Genomic DNA, 24,357 nt, shown 5'->3' with positions numbered 1-24,357 from the left:
CGTTCGTAATTGTCAGATGGAATTCGCCATTCGCGTTTTTAGTTGTTATCAACTTAGTCTATATGGCTCATTTCATGATTGATAAATTTACGTTTGTTTGTAATTTTTTGGATTTGATTCGTTTAGAATAATAAGTTTTTGCCATATTTTTCTGCTTAATCCAGTTGTGAGTACTTCAATCTCGTTTGCTGCCTGTACAACTGCTTGATCCGGTAAGCTTTGAGAGTATAAAGCTGCTACTTTACCTACCAGAGCGGTACCTTCTGAGCAATAGTCTAAATATCTTTGAAGCTCAAATCTTGTAAAAGTTCGTTTGGGAGAATTTTCTGTAGCAGATTCCGGAAAATCAGTAAGATTGGGGTCCTTTGTTAACTGATGCATATCAATTACATGCGCAATACCTCTTAGTTCATTAAGTGCTTTTAGCGCCTTTTTTGTTTTTAACCGAGATTCTAAAGAGACTAAAAAGAAAATTGCCGCACCGAGTAGTATGATATCATTAAATATAGCTTCTGATATAGAAACCATATTTGCCAGTGTCGTGTTTTTAATCTCTAAATCTACATATGTAATGCTATAGATCAATCCACCTAATCCAACGAGAATAACAAGGTAGGCAAAAATTCTAAGGGATAAGTTAGGCCTGGAAATCCAATCTATATTTTGTTTGCTATCCTGAGCAATTTGTAAAAAATTATGGCATACTTTTCTAAGACCCGAATCAGGAAATCGATCTTCTATACGTTTTTCTAATAATGAAATTGTATTGATAATTTTTTCAGGCTGTAGCTGTATATTTTTATTCATTTACTTAAACCGGAAGCCTTTTAATAATAAACTTCATTTGTCCGCGATGATTAGACTCGTGTTCGCACACATGAAACCATTTTGCATAATTATTGGTAGGCTGATTCCCAAAAAAAGGTTCAGACTTCATAATCCATTGATCATCTCTATTGGCAAACTCTTTTTTAGTTACTTCTCTTACTTTTTCTAGTTTGTCAAGGTAGTAATCGATAGGATTTCCTTTAATCAACTCTCTACCTTTTTCTCCTAATCCACTGGCAACGTTCCATTCTTTTTTTATTTCATCATCCCATTTTCCCCATGGGATTTCGTCAAAGGTATTTAACTGATAGTATTTTTCTGTTGCCGCAAGATGAAATAACATTGCACCAATAGAATTAGATTCTTCATCTATTTGGAAATCTAATTGCGCTACTGTTAGGTCTTTTACAGTTCCTATGACCCAAGTTCGCATCATTGTCATTGTAGATAATAGTGTACCAATTTGTGGAGCGTAACCCTTTTGCGGTCCTACCAAATAAATACTATCTGAAGAAAGGGATAGGTCTGTTTTTTCATTTGCAAAATTTAATAGCGGAGTAGCTGCAATACCCGCTGAAAGCATTGTAGATCTTTTGATAAATTTCCTTCTACTGGTTTTGTTTAATTCATTGTTCATAATTAAAGTTTTTTAAAATGAATAAATAGGTTGTTGTCAATAGCTGTATTATTTTGTAACTGGAAATCCGCGATCTTTCATCAATGCTTCTATTTTAGCATCACGTCCACGAAATAACCTATAAGCATCAGCAGGATCCATTGCATTTCTTGGGGCAAATAGGTATTTCACAAGTTTGGCTGCCATTTGTTTATCATAAAACCCGTCAGGAGCTTCTGCAAAAGCTTCTGCAGCATCGGCTGTCAGTACATCTGCCCACATATATCCATAATATGCGGTTGCATATCCTTCACCAGAAAATACATGACCAAAATGTGGTGTACGATGACGCATCACCAATTCTTTGGGCATTTGTAATGCTGCTAAGGTTTCTTTTTCGAAGGTAGCTACGTCAATACTTGTGGGATCTGCTAGATGGAATTTCATATCCATCAATGCCGAAGCCAAATACTCTGTAGTAGCAAACCCCTGATTAAAAGTAGAGGCTTTCTTAATTTTATCAACTAACGACTTTGGTATAGGTTCTCCTGTTTTGTAATGCACTAAATAGTTGTCAATTACTTTATCAGTAGATAACCAACGCTCTAACAATTGCGATTGAAACTCTGTGTAATCTCTAACTCCACCATTGAGTGTTGGGTACTGTACTTCTGAAGAAAAGAAATGCAAAGCGTGTCCAAACTCGTGAAAAAATGTTTCTGCATCATCCCAAGAAACTAACACAGGTTCTCCGGGTGCTGGTTTTACAAAGTTAGAATTATTAGATGCTAGTACTGTTTTCTTTCCATCAAAGGTGGTATGGCTTCTGTAAGTAGTTGCCCAGGCACCAGAGCGTTTGCCAGTGCGGGCAAATGGATCTAAGTACCATAAGCCAATAAGTTCATTAGAGGTTTTATCGTGTACTTCCCATACTTTTACATCTTCGTGAAATACAGGAACAGTTCCTTGTGCTACCGGAGTGAACTTATAATTAAACAATTCTCCTGCCACAAAAAACATGGCTTCCCTAAGTTTATCGAGCTGTAAATATTGTTTTACTTCATCAGAATCCAGGTCATATTTTTTCTTTCTAACCTTTTCTGCGTAGAATCTGTAATCCCAAGGTTCTATAGTTATTTTATCTTTATTGGCATCAGCTATAGCTTGCATATCAGCTACTTCTTCCTTCACACGAGCAATAGCAGCCGGCCAAACCGCATTCATTAATTGCATCGCATTCTCAGGGTTCTTGGCCATTCGATTTTGTAACCGCCAATCTGCATAATTATCATACCCCAATAAAGCAACACGTTCTTTTCTTAATTTTAGAATTTCAGCAATATGCTCATTATTGTCTGTATCATCTCCATTATCACCTCTGGAATAGTAGTTCTTCCACACTTTTTTTCGTAAAGCTCTTTCTGTGGAATACTTTAAAAATGGATCCATGGAGGATCTGGTGTTTGTAACTGCATATGTACCTTCACGTCCTCTATCAGTTGCAGCTTTCGCATATGCTTTGATCATTGGTTCTGATAAACCTCCTAATTGCTCCTCGGTTAGGTAGGTAATGTAGCCTTCTTCATCGGCTAAAACATTATTAGAGAAGCTGGTGTATAATTCTGATAACTCCTTATTGATTTCCGCATAACGTTTCTTTTTCTCTTCATCTAGTTCTGCTCCGTTCATTGCAAACTGTTCATAAATCAATTGTACGACTCTTTGTTCGTCTGCTTCCAAAGGTTGTTTTTGTACAAGATTATATACCGTTTTTATCCTTTGGAATAATTTTTCGTTTTGAGATATTTTAGATCTAAAATCAGATAATTTTGGAGCCATTTCTTTCTGAATCTCTCTAAATTCAGGAGATGACATATTACTACTTAAAATTCCGTAATATGTAAAAACCCGGTTTAATTCCTGTCCTGATTTTTCTAAAGGAACGATCGTGTTTTCGAAGGTCGGAGTTTCTGAGTTTTCTGTGATAGCATCGATATCGGCCAGGTTTAATTCCATCCCTTTTTCTAAAGCAGGCTTTATAGCTGCAATATCCACTTTGTCAAAAGCAGGTGTACCTCCATAAGGACCAGTCCATTCTGCTAGCAATATATTTGAGGTTTCTTTTTTAGGAGTCTTAGTTTCCACAGTTTCTTTCTTTTTATTACAACTATTCATAGCGATCAAAGAGCAAATTATTATGGATCTTACTATTTTTGAGACGTGTTGCATATTTATTGAATTTGAGTATTATCGTTTGTTAGTATTTGAGTTCAAGAGTGTTTTTTCTCAATGATTTATCGCTCAAAGTAAAGTGTACTCAATATACTCATCCAACTAAAGTCTGAATTTATTGTTATTAGTAAAGAAAATAGCATTTACAAAAAACAGCTTTCCATTTTCCCAGAATGATCTAAATAATGGATTGTCTACCATATAAACAATACTTCCGTTCCCCATTCTTGCTTCGCCAAAGACTAGTGAGTTTTTAAGTCCTTTAATTGCATCTTTACCAGAAAAACCCGAAACACTTGTGGGTTCCTTCATATAAGCCACATTATATCCGTCTTGTAAAAACTTATATGAACTATTTCCAAGTTTTAGACTAAAATAAGTGTCTTCATATCCAAAAGCCAACGGGTGTGAAGTATCTACATTTGTCTTATAAATACTTCCTGTGATGAAGTCTTTCACCCGATCTCGTTCGCGTTTATCATAAGGTATGAGATTACCGATAGAATCTTTTTTCTCTTCTTTGGGTTTGTTACTTTTTAGGTCAAAACCATCTTTATTGGCAAAGGCATTGACTGCATTGGCAATAGCAATTACTTTTCCTCCTTTACGAATCCATTCTTTTAGTTTGTCTAGCGTACTCTTATCCAGATACCCTCCATAATAACCATTAGGTAATATCAATACATCATATTTGTTTAAATCTACCCTCTTAAAGTAATCCGTATCAATGGAAGTAATTGGATATTGAAGTTGTTTTTCAAAAAAATGCCAGATTTCTCCGTAACTTAATGACGAGGTATAATTTCCTTTTAATACAGCAACACGATGATTATTTATTAATTTAACATCTGGCGAACCAAAATCCACTCCGTTTGATGCAAAACTAGTAGTAGTTGTATATAATCTTCGGTTGTGTTTATTAGCAATTTCTACGACTGTTTTGTCATAGTCTTTGGTTTTTCGATTATCACTTTTGGTAATGATGAGACTTCCTTTTTTAAATTTCTCACCGTTATTGGCAAAATCTTTTTCACTAAATCGGACTCTGATTTTATGGAGCAACAGATCCGCGAGAAAAGCCGCATCATCCAAACTATTCCATTTGGCAATATATCCTGCTCCAGCGGCATTAATGGTATTATTAATTTGTTTAATTTTTTTAGTTCCATTTGCCGGCACAATAGCGGTTGAAGCAATTGCTTCTAATCCGTAAGCATGGGGAATACTCCAGGCAGTTATATCATATGTAAGGGGTTCGCTCAATTTAGCGTCTGGTTCAAAAAGTACTTTTACCATTTTTCCTTTTGGTTGATTTGTACTTACTACCAAAGCTCCATTCGCATTGATACTTCCCTGTTTATTTTCTCTAAAACTAAAACCTGATATTTTGGAACTGTTAGTGTATCCATATTTAATTTCATGCTTATCTAATAATTTGGTTAAGGCATTAATTTTATCGGCTTCACCATTCAAAACATAACTTTTATAGGTTAGATTTGAGTTGTTGAAAAACTTCTTGAATTCGGCATTAAGTTTTCCTGCATTTTTTGAGGCTATTTCTACGGTGGATATGCCTGTTGTAGTATGATGCGATACTCTATCTTTTAAAGTAAGTACATATCCTTCATCTGTTTGTATCCCCAATCCAGCACGTCCATGCCCTGCTTGTTCATAGGTCATGCCAATAGCTCCCATGAACGTGGGGTATGTATCACCATAACTGGGATATAATAGATCAAAGCGCTCTTTTGTAAAGAATAACCAACCTTCTGCATCGAAGTATTTGGCGTGGTTTTTACCGATCTGTGTTTGAAAATCTCTTTGCCAAGGCGTAATGATCTCGTGGAAAGGCTCTGCAGCCGGTGCAAAATAATAAGGTTCATTGATACCTTGTTCATGAAAATCCACATGAACATGCGGCATCCATTTATTATATGCCGTTAATCGACTATAAGATTCTACTTGTGTTGCCCAGGCCCAATCCCTGTTTAGATCAAAAAGGTAATGATTGGGTCTTCCGCCTGGCCAAGGTTCGTTATGCTCTGTGGCATTCTGATCGGTATTATAAGGTGTTGCTTTGGTTTGATTATACCAATTGGCATAGCGATCCCTACCGTCAGGATTTACACAAGGATCCATAATAACAACCGTATTTTTTAACCAGTCTTTTTTAGTGGTGATCAATTCATAAATGGTTTTCATAGCGGCTTCTGTGCTAGACGCTTCATTACCATGAACGTTATAACTGAGCCATACTACTGCTATTTGCGGAGTACTGGCTCCTGCTATAATACCAGTGTTCTTTAGATGATCGAGACGGATGTTTTCAATATTTTTTTGATTTTCAGAACTAGTTACTATAGCATATGTCAATGGTCTTCTCTCATTTGTTTTTCCGTAGGTGTGATAGGTAACTAAATCAGAAGTAGCAGCAATGTGATTAAAATAATCAAGAACATTTGCATGACGCGTAAATTGGCTCCCTAATTCATATCCTAAAAAAGTATCAGGTGATTGGACATTATTTTGAGCAGCTACATAGGTTGAAGTTATAACAAAGAGCGTTAAGAGAAATTTTTTCATTGATGAGTTTTTAATTTTCGTAAAATACCGCCTTAAATTTAGGATATAAATTGTATTAACTAAATTTTAGGATTTCAGTTATTCCATATTTATAAACTTAGATAGCCCTTGGATGCAGCGTCTATAGCAACTTGAATATTAAAAAAAGTATAAAAAAAAGAATGCAATCACAATCTACCGTATATTTATCGACCTAAAAAAAACACCAATCTATGCCCAGCGAGTGTATTCCGTTTAGAGAAACTAATTATTTTTCATCTTTTATCTGTGATTATTTAGACGAAAAAACAGCGCTAAAAGAGTTTTATCATAGATTTCCAAAACTCGATAATTTTAAAGCACAGCTTCTTGAAAAACAAAATTCGTTTCCGTTAAAAAACCGACAGGTCATACAAGATGTATTGTTAAGACAGTATAAAAATATAGATACTTCTGAAGAGACATTGGGTCATATTAACTTGTTAGCAAAGAATACTACTTTTACTATTACAACAGGTCATCAGTTAAACTTATTTACCGGTCCGCTTTACTTTTTATATAAAATTGTTTCTACAATTAATCTCACGAGAAAATTAAAGGAAGAATATCCAGAATATGATTTTGTACCTATTTATTGGATGGCTACAGAGGATCATGATTTTGATGAGATCAATTACTTTAATTTTAAAGGGAAAAAGATTCAGTGGAACCATCACGATGGAGGAGCAGTTGGAGGTTTTGATACTGCTGGTTTGGATAAAGTTTTTGAAATTTTTTCTTCTGAAATTGGATCAGGTAGAAATGCAGCACGATTAAAATCTCTTTTTAAGGAGGCTTATCTAGGTCATCATAAACTGGCAGACGCTACCAGATTTCTGGCAAACGAATTATTTAAGGATCAAGGATTGGTTATTATAGATGCGGATGATAGCGAGTTAAAAAGTCTTTTTGTTCCTATTATGGAACGTGAATTATTGGAGCAGATTTCTTACAATACCGTATTGCCAAAAGCAGAAAAGTTAGCATCCACTGGTTATAAGGTACAAGTCAACCCAAGAGAAATCAATCTGTTTTATCTTTCCGAAAGGCTACGAGAACGAATTATAGAAAAAGACGGTAATTTTTTTGTTAACGATACAGAAATCATCTGGTCCAAGAGTGAATTACTAAAAGAACTCTCTGACTTTCCTGAGCGTTTTAGCCCTAATGTGATAATGCGACCTTTATATCAGGAAGTAATTCTACCCAATCTCTGTTATATTGGAGGCGGAGGAGAACTAGCATATTGGTTGGAGTTAAAGGACTATTTTAAGGCTGTAAATGTTCCTTTTCCAATGTTATTATTACGTAATTCTGTACTAATTCAAACGGAAAAACAAGCGGAGAAAATTAAGAAATTAAATGTTTCTGATAGGGAGCTATTTTTAAAGCAGCACGAGTTGATTAATCGTAAAGTGCGACAGATATCTAATATTGATATCAATTTTGACCCTCAGCGAAAACACCTAAAAGAGCAATTTAAAGGAATGTATGAGTTGGCGGAGCAAACCGATGTAACTTTCACAGATGCGGTGAAAGCGCAAGAAGTAAAGCAGTTGAAAGGGCTAGATATGTTAGAAAAAAGATTGCTTAAGGCGCAAAGAATAAAATTAAGTGATCACGTTAATCGTTTAACTACTATGCAAAACGAACTGTTTCCTAACCAAAGTTTACAGGAACGGAACACCAATTTCTCTGAGTTTTATCTTCAATATGGAGAAAATCTAATTCCAGAATTGATAAAACATCTGGATCCATTTGGAGCAGAGTTTTTAATAATACAAATAAAATAGCATGAAAAAAGTTTTAGATAGTTAGGATGAAATCCAATAATATGGTATTTGTCGTTATTTTTAGCTTTTTTCTCAGCCTGTAACGAGCTTTTCTTACTCCTTCTTGCGTAATATTGAGTATGTTGGCAATTTCTTTTGATGAAAGATTCATTTTTAATAGAGCCATTAAGCGTAATTCATTTGCAGTGACAGTTGGGTATTTGCTTTTTATTGTTGAATAGAAATTTTTATGAATTTCTTCAAAGTGTTTTTTAAAGTTTTCCCAGTTATGATCATCCATCAAATCAAAATTTATGATTTGTACTACTTTTTGATAATTGTATTGTGCGTTTTGATCTTCTGAATACTTAATCATTTCAACTTCTTCTTTCAAGTTTTCAAGAACGCTATTCTTTTTAGCTAAATGGAGAGAATTAGTAGTGAGTTCTTTTTTCTTGGCATCTAACTCCTTACTCAATAATGTTTTTTCAAGACAACTTAATTTAAATTTCTTTTTAATAACAAAAATAAAACTACCTGATATCAATAAACCAATTCCGAATCCTAGTGCTAATAAATAGTTCTTAGATTTAGCTAACTTATTTTGCTTTTCTAATTCATTGATTTTTTGTTGTTTTTGGTTCGTTTCAAACTTTGTTTGTAACTCTCTAACTTGTGCATGTTTTTCTGTGTGCTTTAATGAATCTTTCAGGATTGCCAGATTTTTATAATATTGATAAGCAGCAACAGTATTATTGGATTGTTCTGCGATACGAGCCAGCGTATGATTTGCTTCTTTTTCAGAATGGAGATCCACTGCAGTTTTGGAGGCGTGTAATGATTTTTCTGCATAAAAAGTGGCAGAATCTAATTGATTTATTTCTAGGAACGATTTAGCGATAGAGTTTTGTGTTATAGCTTTTTGCATAAAATTCCCTTTTGGACTATAATTTTTCAATGCTCTTTTTAGATAGTGTAACCCTTTATCGTATTGCTTCATTTCATAATACGTACTACCAATATAAGATTGTACAGATGCGCTTGCTTTTATATTTCCTTTTATTAGTGACAATGATTTTTGTAGGTGATGTAAAGCTTGAGGATAGTCACCTAGTCCTCTGTGACTAATTCCAATATTTTTTAGAATAACGCTCAGGTATCTTTTGTTTCCAGTTTCCTGTATAGGAGGTAATGCTTTGTGTAAATATTTTAGTGCTTTTTTATACTCTTCTTGTTTTATTAATATATTACTAATGTTGATATATGTACGTGCAATTCCAGATTGGTTATACAATTCTTCATATAATTCGTTTGCTTTTATAAAACATCTTAAAGCTTTTTCATTGTATTTCATGAAGCTAAAAGAAACTCCAATATTTTCAATGGATTTGATGTATGATACAGAATCTTTTAAGGATTTAAATATTTCTCCAGCATTTTTAAAGCTTTTAATAGCAGTATGATATTGATTGAGACAGTTATAAATCGTACCCATCTGATGTAATGCTGATGCTTGACCCCAAGAATGCCCAATTTCTGTGTTAATTTTTAACGCTCTTTCATAATGAACTAATGCCGAGTCATATTCTTTTTGGTAATAGTAAACAACTCCCAAACAATTATTTGATCCTGCAATTCCACGAGGTCTATTAATCTTATGAGAAATCTTAAGTGCTTTTTTGATGTATTTTTTTGCTTGTTTAGGATCAGAAGTTGCATATTGAATACCAAGATCATTTAAAGCTTTGACCATTGTGGTATCCAATGTCTTTTTATTGGTGATTACTTTTACTAAACTATCAGTAATTTTTTTGTTTTGGGCTGTTAGTATTAAGTTGCATAATAAGATTACATAGAGAATATTATTTATACAAAAAGCTTTCATTTTTTTGAGGTATGAGGTTTAAAAGAGAAACCAAAAATAAAGTTTTACTCAAAAAAATATACGGTGCTTAACAAATAGGTAATGTAATCTTAAACTAACTATAGTTTGACGATGAATAAGTCTTCGAAAGTCAATTTAAATAAAAAAACCTTTCCCTTGCTTTATTTGCAAAAGGGAAAGGTCATCTAAAAGTAATTTAATTATCTTTTATCAACTTGGTAGTGTATGATACACCATTTTCAAATTGAATATTTAAGATATAAGTACCACTTAATTGCTGTAGGTTAATTTGAGCATCCTTTTGCTCTCCGCGGTTTACAGCAACATCAGTGTGTGATAATAGTATACGACCACTTAGATCAGAAACAGTAAGGTCAATTTTTCCTTCTGTCAATGCCTTGTAACTAATATTGAAATCTTTTTTACTAGGATTAGGATAGGCAACGATACCTACATCTTCTAGTTCTGCTATGAGTTCTTCGGATTTGTTAGATTCTCTGTCCTCTGTTTCATTTTCGCTTTTATTCTGTGCTGCAGCGCGGTAGAAGCTATTAATAAACGGTACAGTTTGTTCGCAAAAAGTAAGCATTTTGTTATCAAAACTTTCCGTGTTTTTGGTGATAACGTAGTTATCTTCCCAGATACTATTGTTAGCACCATCATATTCAGGAAAATCTGTTGTAGCTTTAGCTGTTGCTAACTGGTTTAAATCTGGAGTTAACGCATTTACGGTAGCATAAGAAAAGTCTGTGATCGCATCATAGGACTGTCTTATAATTTCACCATTTTGTTTACCACTTTCACCTACACCAGATAGTCCCATATAATCTATTTCTAGTGTTACAGAAACCCATCTGCCTAGTAGCTCATCTATATTACCTGAACTATTTTTTATATTTTGAGCGATTGTGTTTTGGTCGATAAAACGAGTGATATCTAAGGAGGTAGGTAATTGTTTGTCGATATCAATACCATTGGAGATTAGATATGGTTTTGTTCTTCTTGAATTTATAGAATATCCGGCAGAATTATACGTAGTAATTACATAATTAGCCGAGAAAAAACCAAATTCAGTACCTTGTACGTTATCCATATTAGTAGTCACATAAGGTTTTTCTTTAAGACTCATATGGGCTCCAAATTTATCGTTTTGATTCTTTACCATAGTAACTGCTATTTTAGGAGTATATACCAAATTAAAAACTCCTAAAGGTTCATTGTAGTACGGAAAAGCTCCTTTAGTGTTGTTGCCAGTTTCTATAGGAGCATATTCTGCATTCTTGGAACCTGGTGTGGTAATTATTACATTGTCAAAAACAGGTGTTTCTATTGTTAAGGTACCTTTTGCTGCTAATTCTGCAAAAACCATACTTGGTTGTGGAGGAGGAAATGATAAGGTGGTAGTTTGGTCGGGCTCGTCGGCTAAATTATCTAGACGTACTTTAACAGCAGCTGCAGTTGTTGCTCTACCACCACCTTTCATTGCAGTTCCAGCAGCATCCATACCTTCTCCAATTGCTTTTCCTCCAGCCCCAAAATTTATAATACCTGAATCACCAGCCTCAGAAAAAGCTTTAACTACTTTTCCGGCAGCAGATAAAAAGTCACCGGCAGCCATAGCTGCAGTACCTTGGTATTGTAATCGTAATGCTTCACGTTCCCAATCAGGCACTTTTCTGCCAGGAATTACTAAATCTGTTTCATTGCTCCAAGGTGTGTTATCCCATTCGTTTAAACTTTTTAAACTAATATCGCCCAAAGTTTGGGACTGTTCTCCATACGGGGTGTCCATAACACCGGTAAGATATGAATCGGAATTAGCCATCCACTCATCATAACCATCTGCTCCGGCAGGTATACTACCTCCTAATGTTTTACCTACAATCTCCATGGATCCTTGTGTTACTTTATCTACTTTGATCTGTAAATTAGATTCAAAAAAACACGTACAAGGATCATAATTAAATACAAAGTCAACATAATAGAATTTACTTTCAGAAGTATTAAATAAACGAACTGATTTACTATAAGCTTCTGATCCCAAAGTTGGATTATCTAATGCTTTTCCTTGCAAATAGCTAGACCAAAGTCTTGGTTGATGGTATCGACCACTGATAGTTTGTGTTTTTTTATCTACCAGAGAAACTCTCAGGTTATTGGCAATAGAACTATTGTGAATGTATAAAAATACTCGAAGTGTACCGGTAAATCTATTGTATAAAACCATGTAAGGTTCGCCGCGTAAGTCTTCTTTTTGTTTTCCATTTTCATCATACCCAAAATCCATTTGTATCATTTCCCAACCATCAATAGAACTAAAATCTTCTCCTCCTAAATAGGTCCCACTGGCAGAAGCTTTTGATGCTATTGGATATAAATCCGGATCACTTGATGTATAAAAAGGGCTTAAAGGAAATATACTTGTAGGTGTTCCTTGATTTTCAAACGCAATAGGATATATACGTTGACGCCAGTCAAAAGAGTTTGTAGGTTTATTAGAAGGTGCATAAGAAAACTGTGGGTCGGTACTATGCTGCAAAGGGGTGCTAAGTGTACCAAAATCTTCCCCACTAATAATTATTGCCTGTGGCTTGTAGGATAGTTGTACACTTCCTTTTCTGGATATGGTAATTAATCTTGAATAATTGCCATTATCCCTATTAAGTAATATGGGGGTTGACACACCAGTAAGTGTATATGTTTTATCAGCTTGTTTCGCTACGAATGTTCCGTTATCATATCCAAAGACGATAGGGGTGTCTGATACAAATTCTGTATATTTTTCAATTCCTTTGTTAAAAAGATATATCTCTCCATCATCGTTCATTTCGATGCCAGTAAATAATTTTCGTGATCCCGGAGATTGTAGTGCTTCTTTAGTGTATTTACTAACATTATAATCTAACAATCCAATTTTGGCAATAGCATCTTTTTCAAAAACCACTTGAAACATATCTTTGCTTCCTCCTCTTTTTAATGTGGTAATATTTCCTGACCCAATGATTGCGGTATTATCATTTATAGGTGCGACTTCTTCCTTGGTAGTTATGCGAGTATATTCACTTCCAGTACTTCCAGATTCTAAAGTTTCGGTTGTATGAAATGCTGAACTATAAGTAGGTGTTGAAATAAACCTATCTTCAAATGATCTGAATGTTTTAAAGTTAAATGTAAAAGGAATTGTTTCATCTAGCGCTAGTCCTTTTAAAGCTAATTGGTTGTTTTCTGCCTTCCAATATTGATTGTCTGCAGCAATACTTTGTATGATATAATGTTTGTCTTCTGTGGTTTCATACGGCATCACAAATTCAAAGAAATAATTATCATCTATATAATCATTTTCCATTTGATTATTTGTGTTAATTTCCAAAGAGAAGTTATTGTTGTCATTGGATGCTATATATAACCACTTGGTACCATCGATAACACTAACCAATGCAAATGCATTTAAAGTGTAGTCTTGTACTAACCACCATAGCTGGCTTTTTTTAAGGAAAAATAAAGTAGGTTTTGGTTCAAATACAGGAATACTATCTGTATAAGAAAGTAATTCATTTTCTCTATTATCTGGGGAAATAGTAATTAATGCTCTTACAGTCTGATTTCCTATGAGATCGGGTGTTTTTAATGAAGCAAATCTAAAATCTAATGTTTGTGGTACTTTGGAGCTTACACTTTCCTGAGCTTGCGATGTCATACAGAGTAGGCCCAAACAAGTGAGAAATACTCCGTAAAATATATGTTTATTGACTATTGTTTTCATAAGAATTTTGTTTGATGATTATTTTTTCTGTATGTGTTCTTCTAATAAAGTTATTCTTTGTTGCAGTTCAAGGATGATTCTTTTCATAGTATTATTTTCATCCTGTTGTTTTTTGATTAATTCTTCCTGTTTGATAGTATGTAAATACAGTTCTTCGATTTTTTCGACAGCTATTATTGTTACTTGCTTAATATCTAATCCATTACTAATAACTTCTTTTTCAGTAGGCATACCAGGTAAACTTTGATGTTTGTTGGTGTATGCTTTCACGTCTTCTAATGGTATTAGCTCATATTCTTCAGAAAACACATAGTCAGGGAAAGAAGAAGCATCTGCAACAAATCCACTAGCTTTTATCCTACCAGCTACCTGTAATTGCTCTGTTAGCTCATTAGTTACTGAACCGATGGCTATATTACCTTTGGTGTCGATATATAGGGCATCAGCGCCAAATGCATTTTGAATTGAAAAGTGTGAATCCGGGATGTTTGTTAACCGTATATTCAAACCTTTATTGACTATAAGATTTTGAGACTGATCTACATTAGTAAGTGTAAGGTCTCCATTGACGGATGTATTTCCTTTTATACCAAGATCGTTATTAATTGTAGTTTTTCCATTGAACAATGAATTACCCTCAACCTGAAATTTCTGTTGAGGTTCTGTGGTGCCGATGCCAACGTTTCCATTAGGCATTATCTTTAGAGCGTCAACAATATCACCACCATTTTGGGTACGAAGTTGAAGACCTATATTAGAACTATACGATTTATCACGAGCCTGTATGAATGCTGTACCGGATTTTCCATCTCCTTGATAAGCATATAAGTATACATGACCTTTTGAATAGGTATCTCCTGTAACATGAAGCATTCCTTTAGGAGCATTAGTTCCTAAACCTAAAAGACCTTCATCAGTAAGTCGCATTTTTTCATTTATACTACTTCTTAAATTACTATTAAACCCAAAAACAATATCTTCATTAGTGCTGTTGTTGTCCCAATCACCAACTAAGTATAAATTACCCCAGTCAGCAAACATTCCGGATCGAGTACCTACCATACCTTCCTTCTGTACCTCTAATTTTATGTTTTTCCACCAGTCACTTTTTTTTCCATAGGATACATACAAGTTTTCGTTTTCATGGTTACTTTGGTCATCATTAAAGAATATCACTCGTGCTTTGTTAGAGCTCGTTCGGTCTATTGCTGGTCTGGTAAAGTTATTACTATATTGAGCTATAATTTTAAAGTTTGTAAATAGTAAAAGAAGCAGAAAAAAGGAGAAAATTTCTATTTTAGCTATTTTTAATCTGGTAATATTTTTCATGATTTTGTGAATTTAAAATGATTTTATAAGTCAATTTTTTGACTTTTCGAGTTGTAGAATGCGCTTTTCTAACTTTTTGATCGTTTGATCCTGTGTGATTAAGTGTAGGTAGAGTTCTTCAATTTTTTCAACAGAGATCGTAGTCACTTTTTTAAGATCCAAGCCATTAGCAACAACCTCTTTTTCGGTAGGCATGCCTGGTAGACTATGATGCTTCTTCGTATATGCTTTCACCTTGTCTAGTGACATTAATTTATAATCATCAGCAAAAACATAGTCAGGAAAAGAGGATGCATCGGCTATGAATCCACTTGCTTTTACGCTGCCACTTACGTGTAGTTGTTCTGTAAGTTCAATGTTGCTAGGGCTACCAATTGCAATTTTACCATCTGTGTCTATAAATAAGGCATTAGCTCCAAAAGCGTTTTGTACAGAAAAATGAGAATCAGGAATATTGGTCAATCGTAGGTCTAGTCCTTTGCTGATATCGATTTGTTGGGATATATCAGTATTTGCAAAACTGAGAGTACCTTTTATAGTAAAAGTATCATAGGATGTAATATCCCCTCTAATGTTCATCCCTTTGGTAAGGGTTACAATATCATCAAAACTGGTAGTTCCGGTTATTGTTGTGTTTCCTGTAATTATAGCATTTCCATTTACATGAAGTTTTTGTTGTGGAGAAGTAGTGCCTATACCTAAACTTCCATCATTAGTAAGGATCATTTTATCTACGTTTCCAACTCTAAAGCCAATCCATCCATTGCCCGTATTTCGTTTATTGATAAGAGTATGCTTTCCTGTATCATTTGTTAACAAACTATAGCTGTACTTACCTTTTTGTGATTTATGAGCAAATCCTGCCCAAGACCTGCCATGACCAATATCTCCTACAAAAGCGTTACTCATAGTTGTACTCCCATTTGTATTAACTGAAAAAATCTCTGTACCTGAGTTTTGCCATCCCGTATAACTTGAAGCATAAGATAATGTCATGCGATTTGATAAATTAGAAAGCGTAAAAGATTTATCCTTATTCTGCATTCTAAACTCACTTTTATGGTTGGATCTATCCGAGTTAATTACATAAGTGTCATGATGATGACCAGTAGTGCCCCCAAAATTCTGAGCGAGAGAGGAAAATGAGATTCCAAGAAATAGTAATAGGAAATGGAATGTGTTCAAATGTTTTAATTTTTTCATTAGTTTCTAAGTATATGGTTGGTTTATTTTAAATTCTCTAATTTCAAAATGCGTTGTTCGAGTTTTTTAATAAGATTTTGTTGCGCTTGGATTAACTCCTGTTGCTTGATGGTATATAGATATAATTCCTCTATTTTTTCAACAGATATCGTAGTCACTTTTTTAAGGTCTAACCCATTAGCAACAACCTCTTTTTCGGTAGGCATACCAGGTAGGCTATGATGGTTTGCTATGTATTCTTTCACTTCACCAAGAGGCATTAATTTATGATTCTTTGCGAAAACGTAATCAGGAAAAGAGGATGCATCAGCAATAAATCCACCTGCTTTTACTCTACCATCTACATGTAATTGTTCTGTTAGGGATTGGTTAGATAAAGAGCCAATTGCTATTTTGCCGTTTGTATCTACATAAAAGGCGTCTGTACCAAATGCATTTTGAATAGAAAAATGAGAATCAGGAATATTTGATAAGCGGATGTCTATCCCCTTGTTTATTACTACATTTTGTACAATATTTGAATTTGTAAAATTAAGGGAACCTTCTACATTGAATGTGTCCAAAGAGTTTATTTCTCCATTAATAGTAACAGTTTTTTTAAAAGTGGTTTCACCATCGATTGTATTTTTTGAAGTATTCGTATTGAATTCGATAAAAACCTGATTATTGGCTCCTAAGAAATGATATTTTTTATCGTTAGAGTCGTTGTCCAAATCTGCTTCAAAGGTCATAGTTCCAAGATTTCTAATCTTATTATTACGCATTCTGAATTCTGCTCCTTGCAGATACATAAGACTTCCTCCTTCCATTCTAAAATCACCATTTTTAATATGCAATTTTGAAGACGGACTGGATGTTCCGATCCCTAATCGCCCTTCATCAGTCAAGCGCATTTTTTCTTTGATTGAAGACCGGGTATTTCCATCAAAACCAAAAATAATATCTTCATTAGATTCATTATTGTCCCAGTCTGCTACAAGATAAAGGTGACCCCAGTCCATAAACATTCCCGAGCGAGTACTTACACCTCCTTCTCGTTGTACTTCGAGTTTTACATTTTTCCACCAATTATTTTTTTTTCCAAAGGAAACAAAGAAGTTTTCATTTTTACTACTGGATTCGTCGTCATTAAAGGCGAGGACTCTTGCTCTCTTAGATCCAGTTCTATCCGTACTTGGAAGAGTAGAATTATTACTGTGTTGAGCTTTTACTAAAAACGAGCAGAGCAATACGAATACAATTATGAAGATTCTGGTTACCGAATACGTTTGATTGTCAAGAGATAGGTTTTTTTTCATGATTTCTGTGTTATGGATTTTTGCTGTTTCATCAAACCTATCATCCTTTACTTTCAAACCAAAAAAAAGGATAGGGACAAAAGCGGGACAAAAATTTAAATACATGTGTATGGCTGTTTCGGGAATATTTAAAGAGAAAATATATGCCACTAAATTTATATAATCATTGCATTGTTTTCTTGGATATCTATACTGTAAACTTGGTGTTTGAACCAGTGGAGGTGGTTATCGTGAAAAAATGACTGAATGTTTGATTGTTTTAAATAAAATATTACAGTAACTTATGTTGTTAATGATTATAGGGAAAATGAGCGGAAAATATAATTTAGAATATCTGAGATGCAGATGTATAATTTTAACCAAGCAATTAGCGTTATAGTATAACAAACTCTTAACCTAATGAAAACACCAACTCTCTTAATAGCTATATTTTTTCTTAGCCTATTCGGCCTGTATGCACAGGATAAAGTATTAATATTTACCAAAACCAATGGTTTTACGCACTCATCCATAGGAGCAGGCGTAACGATGATTACGAACCTAGGAAACACCAATGGTCTTTGGGCTACCGATGAAACAGATAATGCAACTGCTTTTACAGCATCAAATTTAGCGCAATATCGTGCTGTGATCTGGTGTAATACTAGTGGTAATAATCTACTTAATGCATCACAGCGACAGGCTTTTGAGGATTTTATAGCTGCAGGAGGAGGTTTTTTAGGAATTCATGCGGCTACAGATACGTATCGCGACAGAAGTTGGCCTTTTTATAATGAACTTGTGGGCGGGATTGTGCAATCTGAACCGTATCATACCAGTAATAATTTTAACGCTGATATGACTGTGGTAAATTCACATCCTTCAGTAGATTTTTTAGGCGATATTGGAGACACCTGGAATAAATCTGAAGAATATTATTATTGGAAGAATAATGGAGGGCAATTATTTAGTGGTAACATAGATTTACTAATGGTAGAATCTACAGGTTCTAATGATTATGATGAGGCCAGACCAGTTTCTTGGTATAAAGAATATGGTGGGGGAAGATCATTCTATACTGCATTAGGACATAATTCTAGTGATTACACAAACGATGCGGATTTTATAAAACATGTAGAAGAAGGGATCAAATATGTTATTGGTAATACATTGAGTATTGGTGGTCCTGAAACACAAATACCTTTTCAGATTACTCCTAATCCGGTACACAATGTATTTAGATTTACTACTACAGATGTTGTAAAACGAAAGTCAATGATGATTTATGACATAAATGGACAGTTAGTTTACAAAGGAGAAATTCCTTCAGAGGTTTCTTCACTAGATATTAATATAAAAGATTTGTCTAATGGATTGTATATTGGTAGCATCGTATCTGGAAATCAAAAAAGTAATTTCAAACTGATAAAAAAGGATTAAGGAACAATATAAGTTCCTTTCCAATTCCTATTTTCTTTTTTAAATACTACTCTGATATGATTAGGTCTTTTTAATCGTAAATATTCTATTCTGGCAGGAATTATCTTTATAGCGCAGAAAAAATGTTTTCCTTCTAGATAATCAACTTCTTCGGGATTTTGGATTTCTCTACCAGGAGCAAACTCTGTAGTGTAATCTTTTTTAGCTTTTTCTGGGATTTGCTTCCATAGTTGATGTATTGTTTTTTCATCTGCTATTATCTCTACCTTAGCTTTAACGGTAATTTGTAACAACCGTTTTTGGTCATAAAACAAAAGACTTACCCGGTTGTTTGCCTGGATATTTGCAATTTTTTTTGATCTTTCGTCAGTATAGACTATCATATTTAAATCGTCATCAACATCTCTGAGAACCACAGTCCTTAGTCTGGGGATATTATTAAAATCAGATGTTGCCAAGGTAAAATATCTGAACGGGTGTGTTTTGGTTTCTAAAGCTTTTTTAAAGTCAACTACTATAGAAGAAAATATAATATCGGTCATGGATGGTAAGGTTTTTTAAAGGTTTTTTAAAGTTAATCAATTTATCGACCAACCTCAAAATTATATAACAGTCCTCTTTTACTTACTTTGCATTCCATACTTCTTTTTCCATCCAAGGAATACTTGTTTTTAATATTTCCTGATATTCACAGGCTTTCAAATGAGTTTTTCCTACAGCTTCTACAAAAGTGATGTTGCAGCCTAACGCTTTAGCTTCTGCTATTCGTTTTCTTACTTTTCTTATCGGAAAAAATTTATCTTCTGTTCCTTGTATTACATAAATTGGAATATTTAATTGTTCTTTCACTTTGCAATTAGATCCCATAAGAACCATTCCCGAAAAAACGCTTGAGTAATCTTTAGCATACTGCCATCCGGCGATAGCACCATTACTATATCCTACTAGAATAATTTTATTAGGGTCAATTGGCCAATGTTTTTTTGCCAGGTCAATAAAATCTAAAATTCTTTTTTCGAGATAATCTAATGTCCAAGTTCTCCAAGCTCCCGAAGGGCTGAATATAAACCCTCCAGCTTCTTTTAGTGCGGGAACTACAAGACAATTACTAAATTTAGTATAGTTCTTACTTCCAATACCCCCGTGCAAAACAATAAATAACGGAACGCTTTCACCTTTTTTAATTTCAGGAATGGTTAGATCATATTTCCATTCAGATTCTTTATCGTTAACGTTTATCTTACCAATTATATTACCTGGTGTTATAGGGATTTCCTTAAATGATGTTTCATTAATACTACTTACGTAATTACTGGTTCCTCTGGTGTCTAACCCGCTTTTACAGGAAATTATAATAAATACTACACAAAAATAGGGTAAATAGCTTAAGAATGATGATTTCATAGTTTTTCTATAAATGTACTAAGTAAGTTGCTATCTTTTAGGGGAATTGACGTGGTGTTTATAAAATAATGAACGATGTTGAAAATTATACCCTTAAGGATTTCAGAGGTTGCAATTTAATTTTATTTTTGCCTATGCAAAATAACGTACTCATTTTAGATTTTGGATCACAATATACTCAGCTAATTGCGAGAAGAGTAAGAGAAATTAATATTTATTGTGAAATCCATCCTTTCAATAAATTACCTGGTAATTTATCAGATTTTAAGGCAGTAATACTATCAGGATCTCCGTTCTCTGTAAGAGGTGAAGATGCTCCACATCCCGATCTTTCTGAGATTAGAGGTAAAAAGCCGCTACTAGCTGTTTGTTATGGAGCTCAATATTTGGCACATTTTAGTGGGGGTGAGGTAGCACCATCTATTACACGGGAGTACGGAAGGGCAAATTTATCGTTTATAAAATCAGATGAACAGTTTTTTAAAGAGATATCAGTAGGTTCTCAAGTTTGGATGAGTCATAGTGATACAATAAAATCATTACCTAAAGGTGGGAGGCTGTTGGCCAGTACCAGCGATGTTAAAAATGCAGCATATAAGATCGAAAATGAAGAAACATATGCAATTCAGTTTCATCCAGAAGTCTACCATACCACAGATGGTAAACAATTATTAAATAATTTTTTAATTAATATTGCAGGGATTCAACCTGACTGGACTCCAAGTTCTTTTGTGGATACTACAGTAGCGGAGTTAAAAGAAAAATTAGGAAATGATAAAGTGGTACTTGGATTAAGCGGTGGTGTGGATTCGACGGTTGCAGCAGTATTGCTCAATAAAGCAATCGGTGATAATCTTCATTGTATTTTTGTAAATAACGGATTACTTCGCAAGAATGAATTCTCCTCGGTACTGCTTCAATACGAAGGAATGGGGCTAAATGTAAAGGGAGTCGATGCTTCGGCACGCTTTTTGGACGCTCTGGCAGGGGAAAGTGATCCAGAGGGAAAACGAAAAATAATCGGTAGAGTGTTTATAGAAGTATTTGACGACGAAGCTCATCAAATTGAAAATACCAAATGGTTAGCACAAGGAACTATCTATCCGGACGTAATCGAATCAGTTTCTGTCAATGGTGGTCCATCAGCTACGATAAAATCGCATCATAATGTAGGTGGATTACCTGATTTTATGAAATTAAAGGTTGTAGAGCCTTTAAAGTTGTTATTTAAAGATGAAGTAAGACGGGTCGGAGGATCTATGGGGATCAATCCAGAATTGTTAGGAAGACACCCTTTTCCTGGGCCTGGTTTGGCAATACGAATTTTAGGAGATATTACTCCAGAAAAAGTTAGTATTTTGCAGGAAGTAGATGCTATCTTTATTAATGGTCTAAAAGATAATGGCCTTTATGATAAAGTATGGCAAGCAGGAGCTATTTTATTGCCAGTGCAGAGCGTCGGAGTTATGGGAGATGAAAGAACGTACGAAAAATGTGTAGCTTTGAGAGCTGTGGAGAGTACAGATGGAATGACCGCAGATTGGGTAAATCTGCCTTATGAGTTTTTACAAAAAACTTCTAATGAAATAATAAATAAGGTAAAAGGCGTTAATAGAGTAGTGTATGATATTAGCTCAAAGCCACCGGCAACCATAGAATGGGAATAATTGTAGTAATATCATAACGCTTTTAGTTCCTTAAAGAATCTAGATTCATTAAAAATAAATCGAATGAAAAAAGTATTGTTCTTCTTTTTTGTGTTTTTTGCAATTAACTCAGGTTTTGCGCAGCAGTATAAAAGTCACAAAGTCGTTCAAGGAGAAAATGTATATAGAATTGCAAAAAGATATAATACAACTCCAGAAGCAATTTATAAAATAAACCCTAAAGCAAAAGAGGGGATAAAAGAAGGGCAGATTCTAGCAATTCCAGTAACCGATGATAAGGAATATCAAGTTCATGTTGTTGTAGAAGATGATACAGTTTATAGTTTATCTAAGAAGTATAATACGACTCCAGAGGCGATTTATAACTTAAACCCAGATGCGGTTAATGGTATCAATCTAGGACAGATTTTACGCGTTGGTAAACTAGCTACAGAAGAATCAGAAGCAACGGATATTACAATAGAAAACGTAAGCGACCCTATTTTGGACAGCATTAAACCTCTAGAAGAGATTCGACAAATTATTCGATTTAAAACGCATAAAGTTCGCAGAAAGGAAACTTTATATGGTATCGCGCAAAAGTATGATGTTACGGTTGATGATATTAAAAAGCACAACAAGAGATTATACTCAGAACAAATCAGAAAACGGGATAAAATTAGAATTCCTATATATGCTAAAGCAGAGGTCGAAACAACAGAAGTTCTAAAAGATACATTAAGTAGTAGAGTCTCTACTACAATAAAGTATATTGTAAAACCAAAAGATACAAGGTATAGTATTTCCAGAAGACACGGTATAACGGTTGGAGAGTTAAATCAGCTTAACCCTGATATGGATCCTAACTTTCCTATTGGTATGGAAATCATAGTTCCAACTACTATTTTTATGCCACTGGAAGAAGTCATTGAACCTGAATTCGAATTGTACGAAGTGCAACCAAAAGAAACCATTTACAGCATTCTTAAAAGAACTGAGATTACATCTGATTCTTTGTTTGGTATGAATCCCTATCTTAGAGAAGGTCTGAAAGCAGGGATGGTCATTACACTTCCTAAGCGGGGAGAAAAGGATTCGTTAGCAATTGATTTCCCAGAGGGTAAAGCTCTGAAATTAGAAAATATGTTGTCTAATTTTAAAACTAAGAAGTTAGCTATCATGCTTCCTTTTGGATTGGATACATTAGATATGAATGCTAGAAAAGATACTGAGGAGTTTTTGAAAAGTAGAAGAGCGCGAGGAACACGTGTGGCTTTGGACTTTTATAAGGGTGTAGAAATGGCAGTAGATGCTGCTAAAAACAAAGGGCTTAGTATTGATCTAAATGTTTATGATACCCAAAGAAATAATAATAGCACTTATATCAAAAAGTTAATTAATCAAAATACTTTTGATGAAATGGATGCTGTTATTGGGCCATTGTATCAGGCAAATGTAGAAACTGTCGCGGCAGAACTGAAAAAATATGAAACACCAGTTTTTTCTCCTATTTCTAATAGAGAATCCAAATTGTACAGTAATTTCTTTCAAACAAGACCAACGGATATTATGCTTCAGGATAAATTGATAGCATATGTAGAGAAGGATTCTACTGAGAAAAATATCGTGATAATTATACAACAGGGAAAAAAGAAATATGAAGAAATAAAGAATAAGTTAGTTACAAAATTCCCAGACGCTAAAATAGCGAAAATAGAAGAAGGTAATTATTTATATGAAGTACACCTTAATAAGGTTTTGAACAAAAATAAACCAAATTGGGTTTTTCTGGAGTCTGATGATGTAGCCATGATTAGTAATGTCACTACATTATTAAATGCAAAGGTAGAAAGTCACAAAGTTACTTTGTATACAACTGACAAAAATGATGCGTTCGGAGATGACAGTATTAAAAATGAGTATTTGTCGAAATTGCATTTACACTATCCATCAATAGATAAAGAATTTGATAATTATGATGAGAATAGCATGACTCCTTTTGTAGAAAAATATAAAAAGGAATACGGCACAATTCCTAGTAAATATACGGTGAGAGGCTTCGATATTACATATGATGTTTTAATGCGATTAGGAGCGGCCGATGATTTATATCACGCAGCAACATTTGAAGGAACAACCGAATATGTAGAAAATAAATTTAACTATGCCAAAAAGCTGCTTGGCGGCTACTATAACAAAGCGTCATACATTATTAAATTTGATGATGACCTGAAACTTACAGTGATAGAATAAAATTTATTTTGTCAATAATCATATTTACAGCTGATTTTAAAATCATTTTTTTTATTTTTAGATGCTGAAATCAATTTATTTACAAATGTAAAAAGCAAAATAACAACA

Annotated in this window: 15 protein-coding genes; 4 read left to right on the top strand and 11 right to left on the bottom strand. The window is 34.1% G+C overall.

Translation table 11 applies throughout. The annotated features are described in order from the left end of the window. Positions 1–87: 87 nt before the first annotated feature. From ACWGOQ_RS13085 to ACWGOQ_RS13070, 4 genes are all read right to left on the bottom strand, one after another. Positions 88–807: a hypothetical protein gene (locus ACWGOQ_RS13085; RefSeq protein ID WP_452058598.1), complete on the bottom strand. Its 720-nt coding sequence runs from the start codon at positions 805–807 to the stop codon at positions 88–90. A 4-nt stretch (positions 808–811) separates the two neighbouring features. Beyond that, the gene (locus ACWGOQ_RS13080; protein ID WP_452058597.1) at positions 812–1,465 is read right to left on the bottom strand and encodes a DinB family protein; all 654 of its coding nucleotides are present in this window, start codon (positions 1,463–1,465) and stop codon (positions 812–814) included. Between the two features lie 48 nt (positions 1,466–1,513). After that, positions 1,514–3,619: a M3 family metallopeptidase gene (locus tag ACWGOQ_RS13075; RefSeq protein ID WP_452058740.1), complete on the bottom strand. Its 2,106-nt coding sequence runs from the start codon at positions 3,617–3,619 to the stop codon at positions 1,514–1,516. Positions 3,620–3,778: 159 nt separating this feature from the next. After that, positions 3,779–6,259 carry a M14 family metallopeptidase gene (locus ACWGOQ_RS13070; RefSeq protein ID WP_452058596.1) on the bottom strand — a complete coding sequence of 827 codons (2,481 nt, stop codon included), beginning with the start codon at positions 6,257–6,259 and terminating at the stop codon, positions 3,779–3,781. Between the two features lie 212 nt (positions 6,260–6,471). On the opposite strand from ACWGOQ_RS13070, the gene bshC reads away from it, so the two are divergent. After that, positions 6,472–8,070 (top strand): bacillithiol biosynthesis cysteine-adding enzyme BshC, encoded by a 1,599-nt coding sequence (bshC, locus tag ACWGOQ_RS13065; protein WP_452058595.1) that lies wholly within the window; start codon positions 6,472–6,474, stop codon positions 8,068–8,070. Positions 8,071–8,083: 13 nt separating this feature from the next. Here bshC and ACWGOQ_RS13060 read toward each other — a convergent pair whose 3' ends face one another. The 5 genes from ACWGOQ_RS13060 to ACWGOQ_RS13040 all read right to left on the bottom strand — a co-directional run bounded on the left by ACWGOQ_RS13060 (position 8,084) and on the right by ACWGOQ_RS13040 (position 17,527). Further along, positions 8,084–9,934 carry a tetratricopeptide repeat protein gene (locus tag ACWGOQ_RS13060; RefSeq protein WP_452058594.1) on the bottom strand — a complete coding sequence of 617 codons (1,851 nt, stop codon included), beginning with the start codon at positions 9,932–9,934 and terminating at the stop codon, positions 8,084–8,086. Positions 9,935–10,130: 196 nt separating this feature from the next. After that, positions 10,131–13,697 (bottom strand): T9SS type A sorting domain-containing protein, encoded by a 3,567-nt coding sequence (locus ACWGOQ_RS13055; protein ID WP_452058593.1) that lies wholly within the window; start codon positions 13,695–13,697, stop codon positions 10,131–10,133. An 18-nt stretch (positions 13,698–13,715) separates the two neighbouring features. After that, the gene (locus tag ACWGOQ_RS13050) at positions 13,716–15,026 is read right to left on the bottom strand and encodes a hypothetical protein (RefSeq protein WP_452058592.1); all 1,311 of its coding nucleotides are present in this window, start codon (positions 15,024–15,026) and stop codon (positions 13,716–13,718) included. A gap of 30 nt (positions 15,027–15,056) precedes the next feature. After that, positions 15,057–16,229 (bottom strand): hypothetical protein, encoded by a 1,173-nt coding sequence (locus tag ACWGOQ_RS13045; protein ID WP_452058591.1) that lies wholly within the window; start codon positions 16,227–16,229, stop codon positions 15,057–15,059. A gap of 23 nt (positions 16,230–16,252) precedes the next feature. Further along, entirely contained in the window at positions 16,253–17,527 is a 1,275-nt protein-coding gene (locus ACWGOQ_RS13040) for a hypothetical protein (RefSeq protein ID WP_452058590.1), read from the bottom strand. 399 nt (positions 17,528–17,926) lie between these two features. On the opposite strand from ACWGOQ_RS13040, the gene ACWGOQ_RS13035 reads away from it, so the two are divergent. Beyond that, the gene (locus ACWGOQ_RS13035; protein WP_452058589.1) at positions 17,927–18,946 is read left to right on the top strand and encodes a ThuA domain-containing protein; all 1,020 of its coding nucleotides are present in this window, start codon (positions 17,927–17,929) and stop codon (positions 18,944–18,946) included. On the opposite strand, the gene ACWGOQ_RS13030 is transcribed toward ACWGOQ_RS13035, so the two are convergent. Together ACWGOQ_RS13030 and ACWGOQ_RS13025 are read right to left on the bottom strand one after the other, a co-directional pair. Then, positions 18,943–19,488 carry a pyridoxamine 5'-phosphate oxidase family protein gene (locus ACWGOQ_RS13030; RefSeq protein ID WP_452058588.1) on the bottom strand — a complete coding sequence of 182 codons (546 nt, stop codon included), beginning with the start codon at positions 19,486–19,488 and terminating at the stop codon, positions 18,943–18,945. The two genes, ACWGOQ_RS13035 and ACWGOQ_RS13030, sit on opposite strands and share 4 nt — an antisense overlap. A gap of 82 nt (positions 19,489–19,570) precedes the next feature. Beyond that, positions 19,571–20,350, bottom strand: a complete 780-nt coding sequence (locus ACWGOQ_RS13025; protein WP_452058587.1) for an alpha/beta hydrolase family protein — start codon at positions 20,348–20,350, stop codon at positions 19,571–19,573. A gap of 134 nt (positions 20,351–20,484) precedes the next feature. Between ACWGOQ_RS13025 and guaA the strand changes: the two genes are divergently transcribed. Together guaA and ACWGOQ_RS13015 are read left to right on the top strand one after the other, a co-directional pair. Beyond that, on the top strand, positions 20,485–22,017 hold the full coding sequence (gene guaA / locus ACWGOQ_RS13020; protein ID WP_452058586.1) for a glutamine-hydrolyzing GMP synthase: 1,533 nt from the start codon (positions 20,485–20,487) through the stop codon (positions 22,015–22,017). A 63-nt stretch (positions 22,018–22,080) separates the two neighbouring features. Then, positions 22,081–24,249: an amino acid ABC transporter substrate-binding protein gene (locus tag ACWGOQ_RS13015; protein ID WP_452058585.1), complete on the top strand. Its 2,169-nt coding sequence runs from the start codon at positions 22,081–22,083 to the stop codon at positions 24,247–24,249. Positions 24,250–24,357: the final 108 nt, after the last annotated feature.

Source organism: Aquimarina ulvae (genome assembly GCF_053613295.3).
This window is presented reverse-complemented; position numbering and strand designations above follow the sequence as displayed.